The organism is Paenibacillus sp. NPDC101420 (assembly GCF_050277435.1).
Classification (GTDB): domain Bacteria; phylum Bacillota; class Bacilli; order Paenibacillales; family Paenibacillaceae; genus Paenibacillus_AQ.
Map to the genome: position 1 here is coordinate 1,138,766 of NZ_JBNNSE010000001.1, position 25,120 is coordinate 1,163,885.

9 protein-coding genes are annotated in these 25,120 nt (G+C 44.1%); all 9 read right to left on the bottom strand.

The window, feature by feature from the left end; translation table 11 throughout:
* Nucleotides 1-56: 56 nt before the first annotated feature.
* A complete protein-coding gene (locus ACQKMP_RS05195) occupies nt 57-3,968 on the bottom strand; it encodes a glycosyl hydrolase family 95 catalytic domain-containing protein (protein WP_427468945.1) in 3,912 nt (1,303 codons plus the stop codon).
* Between the two features lie 54 nt (nt 3,969-4,022).
* Entirely contained in the window at nt 4,023-4,742 is a 720-nt protein-coding gene (locus ACQKMP_RS05200; protein WP_427468946.1) for a cohesin domain-containing protein, read from the bottom strand.
* 49 nt (nt 4,743-4,791) lie between these two features.
* On the bottom strand, nt 4,792-9,672 hold the full coding sequence (locus ACQKMP_RS05205; protein ID WP_427468947.1) for a discoidin domain-containing protein: 4,881 nt from the start codon (nt 9,670-9,672) through the stop codon (nt 4,792-4,794).
* 96 nt (nt 9,673-9,768) lie between these two features.
* Nucleotides 9,769-13,734: a family 20 glycosylhydrolase gene (locus ACQKMP_RS05210; protein ID WP_427468948.1), complete on the bottom strand. Its 3,966-nt coding sequence runs from the start codon at nt 13,732-13,734 to the stop codon at nt 9,769-9,771.
* 94 nt (nt 13,735-13,828) lie between these two features.
* Nucleotides 13,829-18,985: an endo-alpha-N-acetylgalactosaminidase family protein gene (locus tag ACQKMP_RS05215; protein ID WP_427468949.1), complete on the bottom strand. Its 5,157-nt coding sequence runs from the start codon at nt 18,983-18,985 to the stop codon at nt 13,829-13,831.
* 143 nt (nt 18,986-19,128) lie between these two features.
* Nucleotides 19,129-20,142, bottom strand: a complete 1,014-nt coding sequence (locus ACQKMP_RS05220; RefSeq protein WP_052404220.1) for an S-layer homology domain-containing protein — start codon at nt 20,140-20,142, stop codon at nt 19,129-19,131.
* Nucleotides 20,143-20,241: 99 nt separating this feature from the next.
* The gene (locus ACQKMP_RS05225) at nt 20,242-21,873 is read right to left on the bottom strand and encodes a response regulator transcription factor (RefSeq protein ID WP_179085719.1); all 1,632 of its coding nucleotides are present in this window, start codon (nt 21,871-21,873) and stop codon (nt 20,242-20,244) included.
* Between the two features lie 27 nt (nt 21,874-21,900).
* Nucleotides 21,901-23,196: an ABC transporter substrate-binding protein gene (locus ACQKMP_RS05230; RefSeq protein WP_427468950.1), complete on the bottom strand. Its 1,296-nt coding sequence runs from the start codon at nt 23,194-23,196 to the stop codon at nt 21,901-21,903.
* Nucleotides 23,197-23,314: 118 nt separating this feature from the next.
* Nucleotides 23,315-25,114, bottom strand: a complete 1,800-nt coding sequence (locus ACQKMP_RS05235; RefSeq protein ID WP_076283298.1) for a cache domain-containing sensor histidine kinase — start codon at nt 25,112-25,114, stop codon at nt 23,315-23,317.
* Between the last annotated feature and the right edge of the window lie 6 nt (nt 25,115-25,120).

A 25,120-nucleotide genomic window follows, 5' to 3' on the forward strand; every position in this document is an offset into this window, starting at 1 on the left:
AACCTTTTTTGTTTACAAAAGAAGGACACCTGAGTAAAAACTCAGGTGTCCTTCTCTCAATTCAATATTTTTTGAGCAATTGCTGCTAAATCCATAATGTCGATCTTTCCGTCATTATTAAGATCTGCACGCTTAGCCGTCTGCCAATCTGCACTGTTCTGATCTTTACCATAGTGCGAAGCTGCAATCGCCAAGTCACCGATGCTCACTTTACCATCCTCATTTAAGTCTCCGGATTTCATCGGCGGCTGCTCATCTGCCTTAATCTCGACTTCGATATTTGAAAGATCGGCTTCTGTCTCCAGTCCATTCGCGTCACCAAATACAGCACTGCTTACCTTTATGCTCGCTAACTCAGACTTCGTCACTGGCTTTGCTTTGAAGTTTAGTTCAAGCACCTTGGCATCACCGGTTAGACCAGTTCCCGTACTAGCCGTGATTAGGCGAATGGTTCCGATTGGATCATTCTTTGATTCTAACACCTGTATCCCATCGTTCCTCGATTCGCCCGAGATGTACTCTAGAAGATTCTCGTCGTACTTCAATCGAATGTCTTGCGCATAGGTCGCATCCGTGACATTGCTAACGCCCATGTCAACTGTAAAGGTCTGACCTTGATTTATCGACTTAGGTCCACTTAAAGTTATTGCAGTAGGTTCATTCCGTTCAACAGGAACATATTCGAAAGCATCAATCATCGCAATGGTATTCGAAGAGGCGTTGTTCTTCGCCCCTTTCACGACAATCTTAATTGTATGTTCCCCTTTGGAGAAATCGGATTGTTGGAATAATACCTGCTGCTTCATCGTCGATGGACCATATCCATCAACACCCTCAGCGACTAGCCCTCCATCGAGATACACATCGAAATGTCCGTGGTTTGCCTGCAAAGCGCTGATAAATTTAATCGATGTTCCTGTAAACGTGAACGACGCTGAAGCCCCTTGCTGATTACTATAGCTTTCTGTGCCCTTGTAATCGCCTGCGTCACTGTAAGGACTCCACGTTCCGGTATATACAATCGACGGATCTTTATCATCTACTTTTATTGGAAGCACTGGTGGCTTTACACTGGATACAATCTTATATTGCTGTCCTTTCACTGTTGGGAATTCAATCAAGTTCCCATTCACCGTGAAGTTGATGGATTCCCCGTTTCCTGCGCGAACGACCTTGAATTTATTGGATTGTACAAATCCAGGGTATTTAACAGAAGCCTTATTACCCTGCTTAGAAGTAAGCAAGGCTTCTTTCAAGATCGTACCTTCCCAGCGCATATCCACTTCAAATCCGCCTCTTGCCACAAGTCCTTTAACGTTTCCGGTAGCCCATGCATCTGGTAAAGCAGCTAATAAATCGATACTTCCAGTTTGGCTTTGTAGAAGCATTTCTGCGATTCCTGAAGTTGCTCCGAAGTTACCGTCAATTTGGAACGGTGGATGTGTATCGAACAAATTGTCGAGCGTGCTGCCTCTAAGCTGCTCACCTAACAGTTTATGTGCACGGTTACCATCAAGCAGACGTGCCCATAAATTGATCTTATTCGCTTTACTCCACCCCGTTCCACCATCGCCACGAGAATTCAAGGTGACTCTTGCTGCTGCAAATAACTCCGGATTATTCACTTCATTAATAAGCGTACCTGGATACAAGCCGATCAGATGCGAGATATGGCGGTGCTGATCTGTTGGACTATCGATATCATTCTTCCACTCCTGCACCTGCCCCCAGCTTCCGACCTGCGGCATCCATAGCTTGCTTCGTTTCTCCATGACCTCGTTACGCAGCTGTTCATCCACACCCAAGATTTCACTAGCCTTGATGAACTGTGTGAACAACTCCCAGACTAATTCCTGATCATAAGACACACCGACGGATATATCCCCTTGCTCTGGAGAGTAGGAAGGAGATGATACTAGACTTCCGTCTGAATCTTCGACCAGGTATTTAACCCAGAATTGTGTTGTTTCCTTGATAATGTCATACACTTGGCCTCTTAAAAGATCTTTATCTCCACTAAAAGCATAGCGATCCCACACCTGCTGCACCATGAAGGCGTTGGCAGCCGGTGACCAGCCCCAATAAAAATCAGAGCCTGGCGCAGTATAACCAAATGGGTTGTTGACGGTATGAATCGCCCAGCCTTCCCCTTCAATTCCATGATGTCTTTGGGCTGTTTCCCTACCTGGCTCGCGCAGGGAATCAATATAATCAATGTACGGAATATCGGTTTCCGCTAAGTTAACAACCTCGGAAGGCCAATAATTCATCTGCACATTGATATTCGTATGATAGTCACTGTTCCATGGTGGACTATTTACTTGATTCCATACCCCTTGTAGGTTAGCAGGCAGTGAGCCTTCCCGAGAGGATGCGATAAGCAAATAACGGCCATATTGGAAAAATAATGCCTCCAAGCTTCTTTTCTCTCCGTCACTAGCATTCGTTTTATAACCATTCAAAAGCTCATTCGTAGGAAGATTTGTAGCAACCCCACCAAGTTCAAGTGAGACTCTATCGAACAGTTCCTTATAATCTGTCAAATGGGATGCACGCAACTGATTGAATGATTTAGCGGATGCTGCGTTTAGGTTCGCTTCTACAATTTCTTTTGGCGTCTTGTCACTCTTATACGTAGGATAATTATTGGCATAATCTGTTGCAGCGGTCATCAGGATCGTGACAACACTCGCACCGTTCACGGTAAGTTTCCCATCCTTCGCTGTTACAGTTCCTCCTTCATGCTGTACTTGCAGCTGCGCTTCGTATGCCATCTTATTACTGGGTACCTTTCCACTTAGCGTCAGTTTATTTCCTTCCCCCTTCACCGTATTGGACGGCTGAGCTCCAGTAAGGCGAACATCGAAGGTCATCGGCTGATGCTCATCCGTTGTCAGTCTCAACACCATGACCTTATCCGGATAACTGATGAAATACTCACGCTTGAATTTTACATTGCCCGAAGTATAGGACACTCTTGCCATGGCATCATTAAGATTCAATTCACGCCGATAATCAGAGTACGTCTGAGCACCGCTATTCCCCGATGCGCTTGTCATCTCCATCTCGGACAATTGAATTTTCGTACCACCCTTGCTTACAAGATCGAATTTATAGAATTTATAAGCTGTAGCATTGGAAAAAGTATATGATTTCTTCTGTTTGCGGCTTGCAAACTCTTCATTGGATCTGTTATCTAGCGGGGTCCACTGCTGCCCGTCATTCGAGCCTTTCAGCGTCCAGCTCTTCGGATCCCGATCAGGCACATCATTCCCTGAAGTGAAAGAATAGCCGGTAATTACCTTAGTCTCTTCATATGCCCACTGCACCCAAAAAGGTGGTGCTCCATCACCTGAATACCATTTCGTATTTACCGAACCATCGGTTAAATTGGAAATAGGCTCGCCGTATTGTGGATTATCCGAGCTCGCTGTTACCGTATACGCTGACTGACGGTTAAAATCTAAGAACACGTCACCAAATGCTTGATACGCTCCGAAAGAACTATCACCAGCACCCATAACACCAGTAATCTTCCCTACAAGAGCCTTAGCTTCATTAATTTTCCCTTCTTTTAGAAGCTGTCTTATGGTCTCAACATGTTGCTGAGCACCGTCTTTAATACCATATTGGTAATTAGAATCTGCTCCAGGCCCACCGCTCCACAGTGTCTTTTCATTAAATTGAATTCGCTCCTGCTCAACACCACCAAATACCATCCCACCCATATAACCATTTCCGATAGGGAGCGCCTGCGTCTCCCAGTTCGTGGCCGGTGCTTGATACCATAATGACAAATCCTGATCTGCCGTAGGCGCAGTTTCAGCTGCCGACTGAACATCTGCATACACTTTTGGACCTAAGACACCATTAGACGGAAGTATGCTGATAAGTATCTGCGAGCAAGCGATCCATACAGATAGTAGAATTGCAGTCTTTCTGACTAATCTACTTTTACCGATTGGCATGCGTTGATCCCCTCTCATAATAACAACCACTGATTGTAAAAATGAGGCAACCTACTACTCCACAATCTTTTTCGCAAGTGCAGCAAGATCAGTAATATCTATTTTGCCGTCCTTGTTCAGATCTGCGTGATTAATCTTACTCCAATCTGGACTGGAGGAATCCTTACCGTAATGGGCAGCCATGATTCCTAAATCGCCGATACTCACTTTGCCATCGCCGTTTAAATCTCCAGGTAATCCCGTATTTACTGTGATCTGAATGGTTAAGGATGCCGGTTGGAGCACGGATTCTTCCCCTTGACTGTCACTTATTATCGCTTGAGTAAGCCGGATAACTCCCTCTGTGTCTTGTGTTACATCTGCTGCTTTGAAACCAAGTTCAACAATTTCAGCATCGCTAGTAATCGGATACTGACTACCCAAACTTGCCAAGAGAACCCGTAGCTTACCGGGAGTACTTGTAGATGGTTCATTGATAATAATTACGCCTTCCTGCAGTGAGCGGATTGAACCTGGAAGGTATTCCATGACAGCCGGATCAAATTCAAAGGTAATGTCCTGTGCATACACATCACTGGAGACACTGGTGATCCCATACTTCACGGTAAAAGACTCCCCCGGCGCAACAACCTTCTTACTCCCTACTAAAGTAGCAGAAGGTGTAGGATCAGATGCATCTGCGTTCACTACAGGGTTCGTAAAAGATACACAGCTTAAAACCACGGCGATAATGGTCATCATTACCGCCTTTTTGTACCATCGACTACTGTTCAAATTCTTCTCACCTTCATCTTTTAAATTTTGTTCAGGATGTTAGTGTGTGTTATTGAGTTACGATTTGTTTCGCTAATTGAGCAAGATCTGTAATATCGATCTTACCGTCACCATTCATATCCGCACGCTTCGCTTGCTGCCAATCAGGACTTGATGAGTCTTTGCCGTAGTGTGCAGCAACGATACCCAGGTCACCAATGCTGACTTTTCCGTCGCCGTTAAGATCGCCTGATATTCCTGTTTGTTCTGGTTTCACTTTTACAGAGATTGTAGCTGGTGCAGCTGTAGTCTCTGTTCCGTCTTCATCACCTAGCAATACCTCTGACACTCTGATATTAACGGTAACCGTCTCAGATACTTCTTTTGCCTGAAATGTCAGTTCGGCAATTTGTTGATTTCCGCTTAATCCGTATTCCGCACCTTCACTCGCCATAATCAAACGAAGCTTTCCAGGTGTTTTAATTGTCTCTTCAACAATCGCAACACCTTGGATCAGTGATTTAGCGGACACATAATCCATGCGGTCAGCATCGTACTGAATGGTGAAGTCCTGTGCAAATACCTTCCCGGAGATATTGTTCACATCATACCGGACAACAAAAGGCTTGCCGGAAGTAACGGATGCATCAGCACTCAATACGGCTTGCACTTGAGCCGTTTCCTGCTGCACTTGATACACTGTAATCTCGGCTGCGGATGCGAATTCACCCACGCCTTTTACAGCTTCCAGCTTAATGTGAGTCGCTTCCACCGGAGTGAAATTCACTTCCTTGAGCTGTTTGCTTCGCAGCCAGTTCCCGCTTGTCATGAGCGTGTAATTCACACCATCGGTGCTTGTGTACACGTTGTAAGCAGTAATTGTGCCATTGCCTTCATCCGGCCGAGGTAAGTATCCTAGCTTGCTGATGGTATACTTTCCGCCCAGATTCACCATAATCGATTGCGGAAGTGGATCAACGTTAAACCACTTCGTATGCCAATGTGTATCCGGATCGCCGTCCAATGCCAAATTCGGATCGTTTTCACCTGCTTCATAGCTCGTAGCTTCTGCACTCATTTGACTTTGCGGAATTTCGGTTAGGTTGTTCTGTCCAGTAACCGTCACCACACTTGTTGCTGTAAATCCGCCTTCTTCCGTCGTCGCGGTAATCGATGTCGTACCCTGCCCTTTTGGTGTGACCATTCCCTTACTGTCCACGCCGGCAACACCAGGATCACTGCTTCCCCACTTAACTGTCTTATTACCGGCATTCTCAGGCTCAATGCTCGCTTTCAATTGAACCGGTGCGTCCAACGCCTTAAGTGAGAGTGTCTCACGGTCAAGCTTTATGCCAGTAACCTTCTGTCCGTCTTCCAGCGGGATGCCGAACAGCTTGAATTCACGAATAGCAGCCTTTGATTGAGCATCAGGCAGTCCGGTGATCGTAATTCTAGCGAATCTACCCTGGCTTCCAAATGTATCCTGAATGGTGCCAGTTTCCTGATTATTCGTTCGATTCGTTACTGTAATCCAATTGGAGTTCGCGGTTTCCCGAACTTCAATTTTGTACTGATAAGCCTTGTTACTGTGTTCAAAAGAAACTTCGGAGGATTTAATGGAATGCATCATACCGAGATCAACCGTCCAGCTATGGCTATTGTTCTTATCCGCTGCTGACCAGAATGTGTCCACATTCCCATCATTAGCGAGGCCAGCCGGATGCGCTTGATCCTCACTGTCCGCTGTAGCAGGTTTACCTTCTGAAATCAATCGAACTTCAGGAGCTGCCTTCGGCGCCTCATAGACATCGACCTCCGAAGCCGAAGCGAACCCTCCAAGTGCAACAGCTGCTTCAAGCTTCACATAGCGGGCGGAAACACTATCGAAAAGGATGTATTTTTTCAAGTTGTTTCTGAGCCAGGTACCACTGGATACCTTCGTATATGCTTCTCCATCTGTGCTGACGTAAAGGTTGTATGAGGTAATGGTTCCGTTCCCAGCATCCAGACGTGGTGCATACCGGAATTGGCTAACATTGCGAACCTTACCTAAATCGAGAATGATGGATTGCGGGAGCTTATCGGATCCATCCCATTTCGTATGCCATGCGGAATTCCGGTCCCCATCAATCGCTTTAGCTGCTTCCGCACCAGGCTGAAAGCTTTTCGCTGAGGCTGTCATCTCATTTTTAGGTATCACTGTCGGTGAAGGCTGTGATAGATCACGATACAGATTGATCTCTGCAGCAGATACGACACCCCCAACAGCTTCTGTCGCTTCAAGTTTCACAAAAACAGCTTCAACTGTATCAAAATTCACCGTCTTCTCTAGTTTGTCATCATTCCATTGTCCACTGCTTACGAGCGTATAGTTGGTTCCATCCATACTCGTATACAGCTTGTAACCTGTAATTGTGCCATCTTTGCCACCGTACTGTCGTGGCAAGTATTTCATTTTATTCACATACTGTTTAATCCCCAGGTCTAAAGTGATGCTCTGCTTACTTCCAGCATTTGCTGAAGAAAGCCATATCGATTCATAGCTGCCATCCAGCACATTAGCTGCCGGTGTATCCGAAGCCGCATTCGTTGCAGTTGCAATCATATCTTCCTGCGGAATACGACTTGGGTCTGTGTCCACCTGAGGCAGCTCAATTTTGACAGCATCTACTAGTGGAGTCGTATCTGCTGTATAGCCTGCGACTTTCACAATAAATTCCTTATCAGTGGATATGGATGGTGTTTTAATGTACAGGATGCCGCCTTTATCTTGCTTAGCATAGTACCAGCCACTTGTTGCTCCATCCCATGCTGCTTTGGACTGCAATTCAGGATAGGATGTTCCATCTACAGAAACAGCCTCCGGGTGATCTGGCATGTGGATCGCAAACTGATTCTTACGTGACTCCAATTTGCCTTTATAATCACCTACGCTTGCTCCAACCTTGATAATCAAGTCTCCACTCCCTTGCTCAGGAGCGGTGGAGGTTATTAATGTTTTTGCAAATTTGCCTGTACGATGCTCCTTCGATGTACCATCATCTTCATACATCGTAAAGCTTGACGATTTATAAGGATAAATATCATAAGTAATTGGATCAGGAGGAAACTGACCGTCGTATAACGATTCAGGATACATCGGGATGATAGCCCCGCCCTTTACTAGAAGCGGCAAGCGATCCAGTGGAGCATTGTATTCGTCTAACATTTTTGAACCGTAATGTTCTTCTCCTGTCCAGTAATCGATCCATTTTCCTTTTGGAAGATATATTCCGTTTCGCATAGTCGTGTCGGTATATACTGGCGCAACCAGGAACGATTCCCCAGACATGAATTGATACTGTGTTAAAGTTCCTTTGGAGTTCGGATCATTCGGATAAGAATAGATCATTCCCCGCATGATCGGAGCTCCGGACTCGTAAGACTCATTGAGATAGGTATACAAGTATGGTGTCAATTGCTGTCTTAGCTTCAAAGCATCCCTGTTATAGCTCGTATAAGGTTCTCCCCATACCCAAGGCTGCTTATCTTTGGCTGACCAACCAGACATGTTCATCAGGATTGGAGTGAAGATCTTCCACTGTAAGTCTCGAACGTAGGTTTTAGCGCTTCCTCCGAAAATCCCATCAATATCTCCGGTTGAGTACGGCATCCCAGATAGCCCTGCCCCGATCATCGACGGGATATGAAATCGAATATACTCCCAGTTTCCCGACTGATCTCCGGACCAGACGGTAGAATATCGCTGGGTACCTGCCCATCCACCAACGGACCAGACATAACCTCTGTCATCAGAGTTATCTTCAATTCCTGTAAACGCCTGTTTGCTGGCACCCAGGGCGAAATCGTATCCAGGTCCCACCCAGGCAACGTCGAGTTTAGCCAGCCTTGTACCCTCTACGCCAACTTCTTGCGCGATTTTATCAACACCATTTTGAGTCCATAGTCCGGTATAGAAACCTTCCTTATGTAGTTCGTCAACGGTGTTGCCTAGATCCGTATAACCGCAACCATATCCGTCATTCGGCAAAATCCAGGCTCCAGGCATATCATTTTCCCGATATTTTTTAGCAATAAGGTTAACGACATCGGAGGTCTTTTCTGGATCTCTGTTGTAACAATCCGCATCACCAAGTCCCATGCCCCAACGAGGAATCAAGGATGGTTTACCTGTAAGATCTGTATATGCGTTCAAAATATCTTTCATTGTCTCACCGTAGAAATAATAAGCATCAAACCGATTTTCGTTATGCGTCAGCTTGACGGTCGAATCAAAATCATAAGTACCGCTTTGAAAAGTGTTACGAAGCACTCCGTATCCTGCAGTACTCAAGTAGAATGGTGCAGGATTCGAAACCGTGCCGCTTCCCCAATCCCCATAGTTGTTAGCGATGGTAATTTTGCGATCACGATGATTGAAGAATCCATTCTGCATACCGCCGCCGTAGAAATATTCATCCTCACCCCGGATAAGCTGTTGTGAGACTGACTGTCCGTTATAGTTCAAGCTAGCGGATTCTTCCCACACCACCGTTTGGTTGTCACTTTTGTACATGGCGAATTTTAACGGATTTTTGTAGGCTCTCAGCACGAATTTTCCTGTTTCCATCTTGTAATACGTACCTTCATCAGACCACTTTACGTTAACAGGTCCGAAATCATCCTTGATGACGATTTGCTCGATCGGCTTTTCCGCGCTTTTTCCTGTCAATTCCTTGAATTGCCCGTTCACACCAAGCCAAATCCGGAACATATCCTCCCGCTGAAAAATCACTTTAATCTTGTCAGAGCCTGACGTAATCTCAAACGTGTTATTATCTTTCTTTACGAAGTCAGAAATGTTACCAACGGAAGCACCATGGGCGGTTTCCGGGCGAATCATGAGCGCTGTAACCATAAGGATCATCAATGCCAGCATCCACATACCAAAGCGATTATAAATTGATCTCAATCCATTCCCTCCATTCAAATGAAGCGGCAAGACAGGATACAGCCTCCACTGTAGTTTGAATTCCTTGTCTTGCCGCTTGGATTCAAGTTGCTATTGTTATTCGATAACAATGTCTTTAGCTATAAGCACCAGGTCCGTCAGATCGACCTTGCCGTCACTATTGATGTCTGCCCGTTTCGCCTTATCCCAATCTGGGTCTGCAGAACTCTTTCCGTAGTTAGCTGCGACAATAGCCAGATCGCCGATGCTGACTTTGCCATCACCATTCAAATCCTTAGAAGGTTCTGGCACTGTTGTTGTAAACTCCACCTGAGCCGAGGAAGTGGCTGCGCTTATTTCCTGTCCATCGCTATCTCCAAGCGTTGCACGCTTTACAGTAATACGTCCGGTTTGGGGTTCTGTCAGATCCTTAGCCTTAAAGGTAATCTTAGCTACATCAACATCCCCTTTAATCGCACTCCCTGAACCTTGGCTAGCCAGAATCAGACGTACAGTGCCTTCTGTATTCTTCGTCTCAAGGATACTCACGCCGTCCACCAACGCATTAGCGGATACATAATCCATTAGTGAAGCGTCGAATTCAATCGTGATATCTTGGGCGTACACCGCCTTTGTAACATTGTGGAGACCTAACGTTATGTCGAAATTCTGACCATAAGGAACGCTTTTCGGAGCAGCTAAACTTGTTGCCACTTCACCTGGAACCTCCCTAGCCACTGTAATCTTACTCACCGCTTTATGTCCTCCGGATACGGTAGTTGCAGTAATATCAGCGGTTCCTGCCTTTAACGCAGTCACGACAGCTTTCCCGCCTTGAACTTGAACAGTCGCAATAGCTTCATCGCTGCTATTCCAGGTCACCTGTTTATTCGTTGCATTCCCCGGTTGAAGTGAAGCACTCAGCGTTTGTGTTTCTCCGGCCTTCATCGAAATTTCAGTTTTATCCAGCTTGATACCGGTTACCGGAACTTCAGGAACGTTATTGCTGTACATAAAATTATCAAACACGGTAACTGAAGGACCGAATACTCTAGCCCCCATTTTCCCAGCGTCTGTTGGGATCTGTGCAATAGCATCATCAAAATAAGTCGTTCCATTGATAATCAGCGCTACATGTTTCCCTTCAAATTTCACTTTTACGGTCGATGTTGTGCCTTTTTTCAATTTGGCGGCCTGAGCATTGGTCAATAAACCATAGGAATCCTGAGCGTTCACCCAGTACCAAGCACCTTGATCAAAGCCTATTGAAGCCCAAGCGTCATTATTGACATAGCGAAAAATAACACCCGTTCGGATAACATCACTCTGCGGTGTAATCTTAAACTCGATCTCACCATCTCCAATGCTCGGAGATTGCTGATCGATAAACAGATTATTTACACTGTTCGAGGTGAACTTAACGGCACGCTCACCCGCTTGATCAGGTGCTTCTACAAGCTCCATACGTCCGACACCTTTACCGATGACATGCTCCCAGCCTTCGAGCGAGTTATTCTCAAAGCTCGCTGAATATCTCACAGGCGCTGGAACTTCTACAGGATCCTCTGGGTTAGGAGCGTAGACTTCAAATTCATACATGGAGTAACCATAGGTTCCCACTCGCTTCGTACCTAACATTCGGACATATCTCGCTTGTTCAGTTGGGAATTTGACAATCTCTACTCCGCCAATGCCAGCGTTAGTCGTGTATACGTCCCGCCAGTTCTCCGCATTATCGGATACTTGAACTTTATAGCCTTTGGCATAAGCACTTTCCCATTTGAAAATAACCTTGCTAATGTCAGTACTTTGGCCTAAATCAACATAGATCCACTCGTTGTCGGTATATTTAGAGGACCAGCGAGAAGCACCCGTATCAACCTCATCCACTACAAGACTAGCCGGAAATTGAGGTACTTCGACGGAAGAAGCTACTGCTGTTTTGTGAGCAGCTAAATTGATGGTCCAAGCGGGTGATCCTGCTTCCTCCGCAATTTCTTTTCCTGATAGCACCCGATTAAAAATCTTGAATCCATCCAGTAGTCCAGTGAATGCTTTGGATGAACTGCCGATTATAGCCGCAGGTAGCATTGTAGTTACAGCAACAGAACCTTTTAGATCCCCATCAATATACAGAGAAGTTCCATTTAGATCTCCTCTGAAGGCAACATGTACCCAGCGCCCAACAGGAATCGCTGCATTAAAGCTGTAATCATAGCCCTCTCGGGTGAATCCGGCATTTGGTGTCCCTTTCTGCTTCAGCTTAATTGCACCATATTCGGATTCTATCAGTATTTTTTCATCTGCTTCTTGTTGATCATTAAGCTTAACCCACGTGGAGACCGTCCAAGGGAAGCCCTTTATTTGCAGCGGTGTTTGAATATGATCTGAAGTCCCTGCAAACCGTACGCCTTTTCCTGTTTTTCCATCATCCACGCGAGTAACGCCAGCTCCTAATGTAGCATCATAGGAATTTCCGGACTGATCAGAGACCGTCTGCGCGCCTTCTTCAAATGGATAATGAACAACAAGATCAGTGGCCGTATTCACTTCATGTAATAAATTCGTTCCAGGACCTTCGCCTAGCATCGCTGACAACTGCTGGAACTCGGTGAATGTGCTGTCCGTGGACTGGCCTCTCCACATCTTTTCTGCAAGGACAGGCATCGCTTTCTTCACACGATCGTGGACGTCCGCCTCACTTACTTTCTTGCCCATCATATCGTTCCAAGCCCCAAACATCGCACCGAGCAGGTTCGGCTCACCTTCCTGCAGCTTCGTATTTCCACCAAAATTCGTTGGGTCCCAGTTATTAAACAACCACTGAGAATCCAGATAATCATGGTAATATCCAGCCTTCGGTACAATGTAGAGCGTGGAATCCACCGTATTGATAATTTTGAATCCATCTCTCACCGATGCTACCGGATCTTGCCAACCGTTATTCCAGGCGTTTACGGCTATATCCTTATCTACTACCGTGGTACCTGGGAATGCATTCAAGCTGCCCCACATTCTTGATTTCTTCCCCTTGCTCTTTAAGTGCTCGTTCATCGTGTTCAAAAACTCGCGATACTTCTCAAAAGTAGTCCGATCATTAGGTGCGAATTCATCGCCTCCAAAATGAACCGTTTCTGAATCAAACCATTCCCCATCTAAATATTCGTCCCATACATCCTTGATGAAATTGACCGTTTCCTGACGTGTAATATCCAGATGATCGACAGGCAAATTATCCTTAACCAGATCTGGTCTAACCTTTGTAAATGAAAGAGCATGGCTGGGGGTATCAATTTCCGGCGTGATGTTAAGCCCCCGTATTTTGGCGATGTCCTGCAATTCACGCATATCCTGTTTCGTGTAGTGTCCATCCTTTGCCGTTAATTCCGGGTACTGGGTACTTTCTAAACGGAAAGCCGTATATTTGTTCCAATGCTCCCGGCTGTTATCCTTAAAAATCTCGTTATCGTTCAGATGGAGCTGGAAATCATTCATTTTGTAGTAGGACATAAATTTGGCGTAATCCTTCAGGAAGTCTATCGTGAAAAACTTGCGTCCTACATCAAGCATAAAACCGCGTTCTCCATACTTAGGAAAATCCTTCGCTACCCCTTTTACAATGCTTGCCTTCTCAGGATCTTGCTCCAAAATTTGTAGTGCCGTTCTTGTTCCATAGAACACACCGGTCTCAGTGTTTGCATGTATTTCCACATAATCTCCTACTTCAAAGTAGTAGCCTTCCTTGCCAATCGATTCATCAGCTGTCTTATCGAGCCTAAGCAGGAAGTCCCCTTTAGAAGCAGGCTTATTTTGAACAATTGGCAAATCATATCCAGTTAATTCTTTAAGATCCTCTTGAAAGACCTCTGCGGTAGCTGGTAGTTCACATAAACATTCACTCGTGGGGATTACGATTCTGGAACTGTCAGTCATCTTGAAAGAACCACTACCGCCAGTCCACTCTTGTAAACTTGGTATCACTTTTGGTTTAACATTCTCTGCTTCAGCCGCTGCTGCAAATGGTAGTGGAGTAGAGTAAAGCACTAGACAAAAAACTGTAAAGCCGTACAACCATTTTTTCATCTGTCATCCTCCTACTAGTCAAATCATCCCTTTTGAAAAAAACCAGGTACATCATGTTTAGTTACTCACACATGTACCTGGCCTATGACTTTGATTACTCTACAATTTTGCGTGCTACAATAACCAAATCTTCCAATCCGACTTTGCCGTCACCGTTCATATCTGCTTTCTTCGCTTTCTCCCAATCAGGGCTTGCTGTAGTCTTGCCGTACTGCGCTGCAACCATTGCCAGGTCACCAATCGTTATTTTGCCGTCACCGTTAATATCGCCTTGCGTTCCTTTCTTACCAATCTCTACGTTTACGGAAGAGATCGCTGCCGAAATTTCTTTACCCTGATCATCTGAAATGATTGCACTCTTAACGGCGATTGCCCCATTTACCGTTTGGTTAACTTCCTTCGCTTTAAAGGTTAATTCGAGGACGTCTGCACTGTTACTAATTCCATGGGTCGCACCTTCACTTGCTACAATAAAGCGAAGTTTACCTGGGGTGCTGTTGATTGAATCAATAACGCTTACCCCACTAATTAACGAACGCGCCTCAACGAATTCCATAACATCCGCTGCATACTCTAGGGCGATATCCTGCGCAAAAATCTTATCAGACAGATTCCGTAGTCCATATTGAACTTTGAACACTTCTCCTGGCTGAACTTGACTTGGCGCTGTCAAAGTAGAGGAAGATTTTAACTCACCGTCTGTTTCTGTTACGATAACCCGACTGGTCGCAGAGAAGCCCCCATCCATTGTCGTTGCCGTAATTAAGGTCTCGCCTACCTTTAATCCCTTAACTAAAGCATGACCTTCTTGCTGTTCAACGGTTGCTACAGCTTCATCACTGCTGCTCCAGAGTACTTTTTTATTCGAAGCATTCAGAGGCTCTATCACAGCGTTCAATTCGCCCGTGCTGCCTACTTTAATCTCTAGCTGTTCTTTATCCATAGCGATGCCTGTGACTTTTACCGCTTCTGACTCATCCTCCGTCTTGAACACATTGAGTTCGGCAGCAGAGGCAAAGGTACCCACGCCTTCTATAGCCTCAAGTCTCAAATATGTTGCTTCTACAGCTGTAAAGCGAACAATTTTTGTGGTCTGATCGAGGGGCCATGATCCATCTGCAATTTTTGTGAAATTCGTTCCATCAACACTCGTGTACAGGTTATAGCTTGTAATCGTTCCATTGGTTCCAGATACTCTAGGTGAATAATTGAATTGATTAATGTTATATTTGCCTCCGAGGTCCAAAGTAATGGATTCCGGTAAGTGTGCCGGGGTCCATTTCGTATGCCAGATTGTAGACATATCTCCATCGAGTGCAAGACTCGCTTCACCTCCAGGCTGGAAGCTACTTGCCGTTGCAGTCATTTGCGATTGTGGAATTTGCTTGTTAGGCATATACACATTAATCGTCGAGGTTGCACTTTTTTTACTTCCATCCTTTGCGGTAGCAGTAATGATGGCTGTTCCCGCTTGAAGTGCAGTAACTTTTCCGGCCTGATCCACCGATACAATTTCCGGATGGTCAGAAGTCCAGAGCAGTGTCCGGTCGTGGGCATTTGCAGGTTTAACCAGAGCGCTAATGGAACTAGACTCTCCTTTGTTCAGATCCATCTTATTTGGCGTTAGTGTAATAGTCGAAACAAGTACACCTTCCTCCGGAACGATCGCACCCTCATCATCGACTCGAATGTTATCGACCACCAGTGTACCGGTTAACTCCTTCTGACTATTCAGCTTGTTTTTGATAATGGCCAGATAGGCATCTTTCGCCCCTTCGGTTGTAAAAGATAGATCCAGCGTGTCGCGTCCTTCTTTCAAATTCTCACTCACCAAATCACGAACTACCCCATTCTCCTTCACTCGAATAGCCACTGTGTACATATCCGTCTCATCTGAATTGTAGTCCATCGTCAGATGGTAACGGTTATCCTCCTTCATTCGGAGCGTGTGAGGCAATGTACGCAGCCATTCACCGGTTGCATCTTCATTCGTTTTAAGCGACCAATTACCATCCAGAACATAATTCATGATCTGATTGTCGCCTTTTTCAACTAAATGCGTACGAACTGGACCTATTTTAGAATAAACGAAGGGACCCCAGCCCTCATCAACGTTCTCGAAATCCTCGAACAATACAGAATTACCAGCGTCAGTCTTGGTTGGATTCTCCCATACTCTTACATCGTCAAAGGTTACAGTCGAACTTCCATCTTCTACATTCAAATAGAGATTGGCGGTCTCACTAACCGCATCAAAGGTAACCTTAATCCGCTGGAAGTTCGTGCTCACATATTTATGCTGCTGGGCTAAAAAGCCATGCTCTGTGTTATCCAGTGTATTGACAACCTTGTCAGCCCCTTGCTTCACACCGATTTCCACGGTGCGTTTCCCATCTACTTTCACCCATACTGATGCAGAATACGTCTTGCCCGGTGTAAGTCCGGTAATCTCCTGCTGAATTACTGCATCACCAGGACCCTTCACTTGAAGCTGATCATCGGCGTTACTGTTCTTCACAAATTTAATGTGATCATCACTTGCAGCTGTGGAAGATTTCTTCCAGCTACCGAATGTTTGGCTGTCAAAGCCCGGGTCCTTTACCGAACTCCCTTCGCCCCATACCATTTCCGGCTCTTCAGCAGCTGTTGTCTTATACAGGGCATAACCAATCCCCGGCTGCGCGGTAAGTGTGACTTTACCTCCAGTTACTTCTACACTGCCAACATGCTCACGTCCCAAATCTGTCAGCTTATATAACTGTGCCGTCGTTACGTTACTCCATGAGTCTGGAAGACTCCAAGTCGTTTGGCCACCCGCTGGATTCCAGTGATAGATTTTATCTTCTGTCTCAGGACTCCATGGAATAAAGACCGTACTGTCACTAATGTTGCTGCTATCTGTCATGATAGCGATTTCACGACCATCCTTACTTAAATGGATCTTACCGTCCTGCTTACGTTCAACTACAACCTTCTTTTCAAAATCGATACGGTTATCGGTCATCTTGATGATCGGGAAATGCTGCATATATTTTGTTGGTAGATTGTGATTGAAGAATGCCGCACTAGTTGATTGGTAGCTGTAGAATGGAGCACTGTTCTGCCAATAACCCACGCCTACCTGCTTATTCCCTTTCAGTAAAGGGGTTGTTAAGAAGCCATCCAGCGATTGATTCCGTAGGAAACGGGTAACCTTGCTGTCGTCACCTTGGTTCGGGTACCCCGGATCTGTTCCCCAGTGAACCCAAGCTGCCTGCTCAAACAGAGGTCCTGCAAATTCTGTACCGAGCATCCAGCCGTTACCATTGATATAATCTGCGAGTTTCTTCGCATTGTAATCGGCACCATCATATACATCTACATATACAAAGGAAAGGTTGTCACCTGTATCGCTTTTCAGCATATCCAGACGTCTTTTCAATTCACCGGACTCCACATCTTTGGTTTTGTTAACATAGAATGTCTGATCCAGCCAGCCCCAGCCTTTACTCAATGGCTGATTCATATTTTCCATTTTGGTACCGAAAGCATCCAGCGCGTATTCTGTTGCGTTAATGTGTACACCGCCACGGATATTGTATTTCTTGCCTTCACTCAAAATATAATTAAAATCCTTCTCTCCACCCTGACGAATACCGATATGGCCGCCGTAATCTGGGTGAGAGTCATCATGACCTTCCGCTTGATATCCTTTGAATAGAATCAGCTGTCCAAAGCCATCCGTGAGATTAGAGATCTTCTTCGCATTATCAAAAGCACGCAAAAACGGAGAGGTTGTAGTAGATCCGATGTTCATGCTGATATAGGAGATATTGTCCCTTATCATTTCACTGCCGGTTGGAGCATCTGTATTCTGACGATATACAATGGCTCCATCTTGCCAGTCAACAACTTTGTCTCCATTCGCATCTGGAGTCAGTACAACCTTAGCCCAAGGCAGTGGCTCCGGATCAAGCACAGTACTTCCACGATAAACCCATGATCCTCCTGATAACGCTGCTTTCTTTGTATGGAGTGCTGTATCATCGCCTACCTTAATACGTACCTTATCAAAGCCATTTACTACATTAGTGATTACACTCGCAGCTAAGACGTCGGAGTTAACGAATGCATATGCACGCCCCCCACTCACGTCTGCTCCTCCCGCCTTAAGGTCGTTAAATTCGTCCTGTACAACGTTCCAGCCCCCAGTTATCCGGACAGCCGTTTCCTGCGCTGTAGGCTGGGTTCCAATTACAGAGACAAGGTCATGATCAGGGAATTCGATCGTTCTTACTTTTTCAGTACCATTCTCTTCAATGCTGGCCACTTTGAACTGAAGAATGTTATCCTGAACCTCCATTTCAACTTTGAGATTCACTTTAATTTCTGGAATCTGAAGCGTGTAGGCTGCAGACTCACCATGAGTGGCATCTGCTGCTTTTTTACTAAAATCAGAAGCGACTATGAAATAGGACTTCTCGTTGATTTTTATCTCATTAAATCCATTTAACTGTCCATACATTTCCGCGCCGCTGTCTAACCATGTGTATTGTTTAACCCGAGGGAACTCTTTATCGATTTCAACCTTCATGGTGTCAGAGCTTAGAGTTTCAGTAATCGTAATCGGCCTCGGTACTGGATCAGTGGATACAATTGGAGTTACCTTCACATCGTCAATCCATAGGGTCTTGTTATTAAACCAGCTGCGTAGTCCAATCTTCCCTGCACTTGTCGATAATGAGGGAAGACTCGTCGTAAGCACGTTATTGCCATCGATCGATAAAGCTACGCTACCTTTCTCATAGCGCAATTTGAGGGTATACTGTTGGTCAGCAGCAAAGGTAAAACTAGGAGCCGTAATATTTCCATACGATTCCGTCCCTCCTTTCATTGCATCCCAGCCCCAAGAACCCGCATCATATTGGATAACATTGTAGTTATTGCTATCGACGAATCGGTAGACCAGTCCAAATCGTGTGGCAGGCTGACTAAATTTTAACTTCACCTCATATTCAGCATTGGCAACCTGAGGTGAATCTTGGTCTGCTAAAATAACAACCCCTTGTGTCACCGCCTTAACAGCACCTTGATCCGTCGAAAAAGTAGTGGTCCCCTTAGCTGCAGCCCATCCGTCGATGTTGCCATCATTGTAATCTCTGAAATACACGTCCGATTCTTGAGCCGCGAATACGGCTGCCGATGGCAAGCCAAGCTGTACCCCTAGCAACAACGTCAATAGCAAGCTAACCGCTTTGTAACGTTTTCTCATCTCTACGACCTCTTTTCACTTAAATATAAGTAGAATGAACATTATCAATTCACATATTTCCTTTAATTGTATGTTTTTGACATCACAAGGACATAATGAGCCCTCCTTCCATAAGAAGGTGCGTCATTATATGTTTTTTTTTATTACTTGGAATTTAACAATCGCTTGATAACAACGGCTGACTCGGCTCTTGTGGCAGATTCTTTGGGTGCAAAAGTAGTCTGAGTTCTACCTTTCATTAATCCTGATTTCAAGGCAAACCCCACCGACGCTTTAGCCCACGGGCTTATTTTACTATCATCTTTAAATGCAGTAGTGGAATCTGAGGCCATACTATCGACCTTTACGCCGGAAGCATAAGCTTTCGCACGCATCAGCATCGTCGTCATTTCCTCACGGGTAATGCTTTTTTCCGGGGCAAACTTCGTCTTCGACAAACCACTAATAATTCCGGCTGCATAAGCTTTCTTTACCGTATCTTCGTACCAAACTCCTGATTTCACATCCGTAAACGGATTACTTCCAGAACCTTCTGTAAGATCTAATGCTCTGGCTATAAGAGCTGCGAATTGTGCGCGAGTGATGTTATTATTCGGGGCAAAGCTGTCGGCATCCATGCCTTCAACAATTCCTTTTGTGACCATTTCCATGATATCTTGCTTCGCCCAATGTGAGACGATGTCGCTGAAAATCTTGGTGAATGTTGAGGATTGATTCGGGGTAAATTCCTGATCTTTCAGATTACGATCAAGAACCTTTAATGCGGTCCATTTTACTGCAGTTGTACCAGCCCTTTTAGCTTTAAAGGTAATCGTGGCAATGTCCAAATTACCCTTTTCACCATTCACATTTCCGATCTTGGTATGGGCTATCGTAATTTCATTGTTTTTAACGATTGGAGATACAGAAAAGCCTTTGATCTTCGTTTCTGCTTTTACAATCTCAAGCACTTTCGGGTCAAAATTAAATTTAGCTTCATATGCGTATAAGTCTTGAATATCTTTCCCCTTTAATGTAACGGTGAACGTAGAATTAGCAGATTCAGTAGCTGATGTCTGCATCTCGAAGTCAGAGACTTTTTCAGCATGGACTGTACTCAACCACATGGAAGAACATAACGTACAGATTAGTGCGAATGTGAATCGTTTGCGTCTCATAAGAACATCCCTTCACCCGTGAATTTTAACTCCCCCCTATCATATGGATTTTGAAATCGGATACACATGATTTATTTTGTTCAACATTGATTATTTTTGTTATTCATTCTCTCTGCGATAAGCTAAAGGACTAATTCCTGTGATTTTTTTAAAAATACGACTGAAATGTTCTGGATTCACGTATCCTACTTGCTCAGAAACCTCGTATATTTTCATTCCGCTCTCAAGCGCCTTTTTAGCCTTCTCGATTCGCAGATTCGTCAGAAACTGAATGAAATTAACACCTATTTCTTTGGAAAATTGTTTGCTTAAATAGCTCTCGCTTACACCGACAATCTGACTAATATTCGACAAATGGACATCTTCGTTAAAGTTTTTCTCTATGAGCTCTTTCGTTTTAGCAACAACAGGGCTAAGAAAGCATTCCTTGGGTTGATCTTTCGGATGCAGCTTTTGATGCAGATGTTCCAAGAACAGTCGGCACCAATGCACCGTATTCTCCCAGGTTTCCTGCTTATAAATATGATCCGTGATGGGATAAGGCAGCTTATCATGAAGCTTTTCCCAAGAAACGCCTTTTTGATAAATTAATGCGCTTGCCTCCCAAGTCATATCGACTACATCTGATTTGATAAGCTCAGGTGAACAAGGGTATCGCTGAATCAACAAGCTACAGCAGTGTTCATAGACCTCCTGCCATTTCATTAAATCCGGATCACTTAATGACTTCAGCATTTCGGTTCTAGCCAAATACCATGCTTCTTTCCAGTCACTTTCCTTAATAGATGGACGTCTTTCAGCTTCCGGATAATATAATCGATTGTACCCCTGGTAGAAACTCAACCCTGCTAATCGTTCAGCTTGGCGGAATAATCGGTTCCACTGCTGATGACCATCCACAATATCACTGATGCCCATAGATAACTTCAAATTAATAAATTGCTTTAATCTCATGCTCACCTCAGACAAGATTATGTCTGTCAATCTACGAATGGCGATGATGCTGCATTGCTCTGGAAAAGAGAAGAACAAAACATAATGTCTGTCATCATATCTGCATACTTTGCAGATCCCTTCACTTCTACTTCGATTCGTTACCGTTCGTATCGTCTGCATAATCATACGGTGTGAATCTTCAAATTGAACGGTATCTGATAACCTAAGAAGCGCAACCTCCAGATTTTTTTCCCCCATATGCTTTCGAACAAGCTCCAACGAAGGTGTTATATCATCATCTGTCACTTCTAAAGAATCCGATAGGCAAAGTCGATGCAGAACGGAACAGATCGAAGCTTCTACGTCCTCTAAGGTTGATACTGTCTTTGAGGAGCTTTGCCGCCGCTTCAATTCATCCACAGTCTTAGTCAGTACCGGTGCAATATAAGTTTCATCTAACTTGGCTTTAACAATGTAATCAAAGGCGCCGAGCACAAAGGAATCTCTTACAAAAGAATAATCTCCGTATGCGCTAAGCATGATGGTTAATGGTTGATTCGAAAAAGTAGTGTTATTCAGTGCTTCGAGTAGCTCTACTCCATTCATATTTGGCATTTGAATATCCGCCAGAACTAGATCCACATCCTGATGGATTTTCAGCATATTTAATGCCTCCTTACCATCTCCTGCTTCCCCTGCAATCTCAAAATCGGTCGAAGCAATGGATATATACTCCCGGAGGGCTAACCTAGCTAATGGTTCATCATCAACAATGAGAGCTTTAAATTTCATCATAAATCCCTCCATAATTGATCTATAGGATTACCTCAAAGCCTCAACCGCTATCTCCCAATCATCATTCAATTTTTCTTGGATATCGGATACCTCAGCACCTGAAAAAATTTCTTGTGCAGCCTTCTTTTCATCAAACTGTATGGCATTTTTTACTTTTTCAAACTTCTCATCGATCCCCAGGTACATAAACGGCTCAAAGGGGTGCTTCTCTTGAACATTGTTGAAGAACGGCAGGAATGATTCAATATTGATCACTGTCGATGAATTTTGCGAATAATTAATATACACTTGGTAAACATCCCGGCTAAATACCCACTCCAAAAATGCTTTAACTTCTTCCGTATTTTTGGAATTTTTATTGATCGCCATATATTGATCTGGCATAGTGATTGCCTGCAAACGCTCAGAAGTTGTCTCTCTCCAGGGCAATGTGAACGCATCTAAATCTTTATCATCCTTCATTTTGGATAAATGATCTCTAAGATACCACTGACCGAGTGCAAGCATAGCCGCTTTATTATTTTGAAACAGCAGCGTTGCCTGATCCACACCAATATTGAGTGCATCGGGCCCTGCTAGTTCATTTTCTGCTATTTTCTTAATCATCACTGCTGCTTTCTCGAAAGGAGAACCTTTTCCGAAAGGGCGTTTCGTCTGTGCGATTGAAGATAAATAATTTTCATCCTTGGATAGTAGAGGCGGTCCGAACTCAGTGAAAGGATAAAACGTCCAATTCTCTTTCCCGCCAATCGCAATCGGAATATATTTGCCATGCGCTTTAATCTTCATCATCACATCCATAAATTCATCCATCGTTTGCGGAATCTCTACGCCGGCCTCTTGAAAGATACTTGGATGGTAATAGACATATTCAGAGAAGGATACAAGTGGTAGACCAAGAATGGAATGATCTAATCTAGCGGGATATTTATTGTTTTTTGCTGCGGTTAATCCATCCAGTGGAAGAAGTACTGCTTTGTAAGTGAGTAGGTCATCTGGCTTCAGGTAAAAAATATCCGGCAAATCATTGGCTGCTAAACGAACCTTTAAATACTGACCGCTATTATCGGGAATTGTCTCTACTTCAACCGTTACATTAGGCTTAATTTTAGAGTAGTCCCTTACCTTTTCCGTCCAAAATTTGATATCTGTCTTCGCTTCCCACATGCCGAATTTTATTTTAATCGGTTGATCCAGATTCACCTTTCCCTGTTGTTGCTCTATTGCCCCTCCTTTGGGACTGAATTTACTTAAAGAGAAGAAACCAACTACAAAAATAAGAGAAATGATCCCTATTAAAGATACACGGAGTATTATTTTCACTTCTATTAATCACAGCCTTCGAAAAAAGTTTATACCATCATACCTCCTCTGAAGTTACACATGAATGATGTTTTCCCTCTGGACTATGATCTTTTATGATCCTCCGCAGCATTTTGCTTCATCCTCCCTCCCCTAACAACTGATCCTGCATCTCTTCCTCCGGCGTGTCGATCAACGGTAGTCTTATCGATACTATCGTTCCCTGAGGTTTATTCTTCTCGTACTTTAAACCGTAACGCCTCCCGTAATGTAGCTGAATTCGCTTATTAACGTTACTGTTTCCCATACCACTGAAAGAATGCTGATGGCGTATACCATCGCTGTCATATTCCTGAGCATCCATATCCAACATGCCTACACCATTATCAGCTATAGTTATAAGAAGATCTTCCGCTTGTTTGCTCACTATGATTTCGATGATACCAGGATAGTCAACATTCTTTAGTCCATGAATAATACTGTTTTCTAAAATAGGTTGTAGTAGCAATTTCAATATATAATAACCTGCTAAATCCTCATCTACTTCCCATCTCGTTTGAATGGGTCTACCAAAACGAATCTCCATGATATACAAATAATTCTTTAAATGATCTATTTCCTCATCAATCGTAGTCAGAATTCCACCTCGATTAAAAGAAGAAGCCAACAGACGAGTTAGCGCATGTGTCATATTCCGTATGTTATCTGCTTTACTGATTAAAGCCATAAACTTGATTGAATTGAGCGTATTTATTAAAAAGTGTGGATTGATCTGCGACTGAAGTGCTGCAAACTCCGCCTTTCGCTTCTCCACCTCTTGCCTTTCATGATGGTAGAGCAGATCCTGAATACGTTCCGTCATGTGATTAAAAGAATGCCCAAGCTTAATTAGCTCCAGGCTGCCGGTTCTCATAAATTTAGCGTTTAAATCACCTTCAGTAACCAGATCCATTTGCCGGAGAAGCTCATTTAACGGCTTAGTAACATTAGATACAAAGTAAAATGAAACAAGAATAAATGCTAAGATGATCATCAATGCAAACACCCATACGATATAATTCACACTAAGGTAATTGGCTGTTAGATCAGCATATGGAATAGACTGTACAAGCCACCATCCAGTCTGATCAATCTTGGCGTAGGTTATCAAATTTCTATCTTCACCATTAACATCCACAACGTACCCTTTTTCCTGCGGACCACGATTTGCGAACCAGTGCATTTGGAATTCCCCCCCTCTAGAGGCAAGGGTATTGGATGAGATAATTTGACCTTCCTCTGTGACGATAAAAAGGCTGGATTCCGTATTATCACGTGACTGCAAAATATGATCAAAGGCACTACTCTCAAACGTAAAAAGAATCATTTCTAGCTGGGATAAAGGATTGATTACACTTGGAGATAGGGCAGCAACCATATTGTAAGGATTGTAGTTACCATATAAAATATTGGGCATCATCCCCAGAAAATGAACGCTATCGGGATTATTTAGCACCTGCCCATACCACGTTTTTTGGCGAAAATAAGAATCATCCAAATTCAAGTTCTTTAAGTACGAATAGGATTGATGGTCTTTAAATAGGAAGTTCACCGACAGTACTCGTCCTGAGATGGATGCCGTGTACTTCTCTATTAAGACCTTTAGCTCATAGTAAGCCTGCTGTTTCTCGACTCCACTCTTACGATTAATTTCATAAAGCTTTGCCATCACATCCCTGTCCATACCGATGGAAGCAAATAGTCCCGTCAACCTCCTTATTTCCTGACTAACAGAATAGGAGATCGCTTGAGCCGTTTGCTGAGATCGTGATGTATTTTGCTGAAGAATATCTCGCTTATAAATATTTAGAATAATGATGGAGAATAAGATGATCGGCAGAATGACTACCAGTATAAAAAAAAGCCTTAATGTGCTAGACATCCGCCAATTTTTTCTCATAAGTTC

Excerpts from the sequence above, each read along its gene's own strand:
- ACQKMP_RS05195 (WP_427468945.1), bottom strand. The coding sequence starts at position 3,968 with ATGCCAATCGGTAAAAGTAGATTAGTCAGAAAGACTGCAATTCTACTA.
- ACQKMP_RS05210 (WP_427468948.1), bottom strand. The coding sequence starts at position 13,734 with ATGAAAAAATGGTTGTACGGCTTTACAGTTTTTTGTCTAGTGCTTTAC.
- ACQKMP_RS05215 (WP_427468949.1), bottom strand. The coding sequence starts at position 18,985 with ATGAGAAAACGTTACAAAGCGGTTAGCTTGCTATTGACGTTGTTGCTA.
- ACQKMP_RS05220 (WP_052404220.1), bottom strand. The coding sequence starts at position 20,142 with ATGAGACGCAAACGATTCACATTCGCACTAATCTGTACGTTATGTTCT.
- ACQKMP_RS05225 (WP_179085719.1), bottom strand. The coding sequence starts at position 21,873 with ATGATGAAATTTAAAGCTCTCATTGTTGATGATGAACCATTAGCTAGG.
- ACQKMP_RS05235 (WP_076283298.1), bottom strand. The coding sequence starts at position 25,114 with ATGAGAAAAAATTGGCGGATGTCTAGCACATTAAGGCTTTTTTTTATA.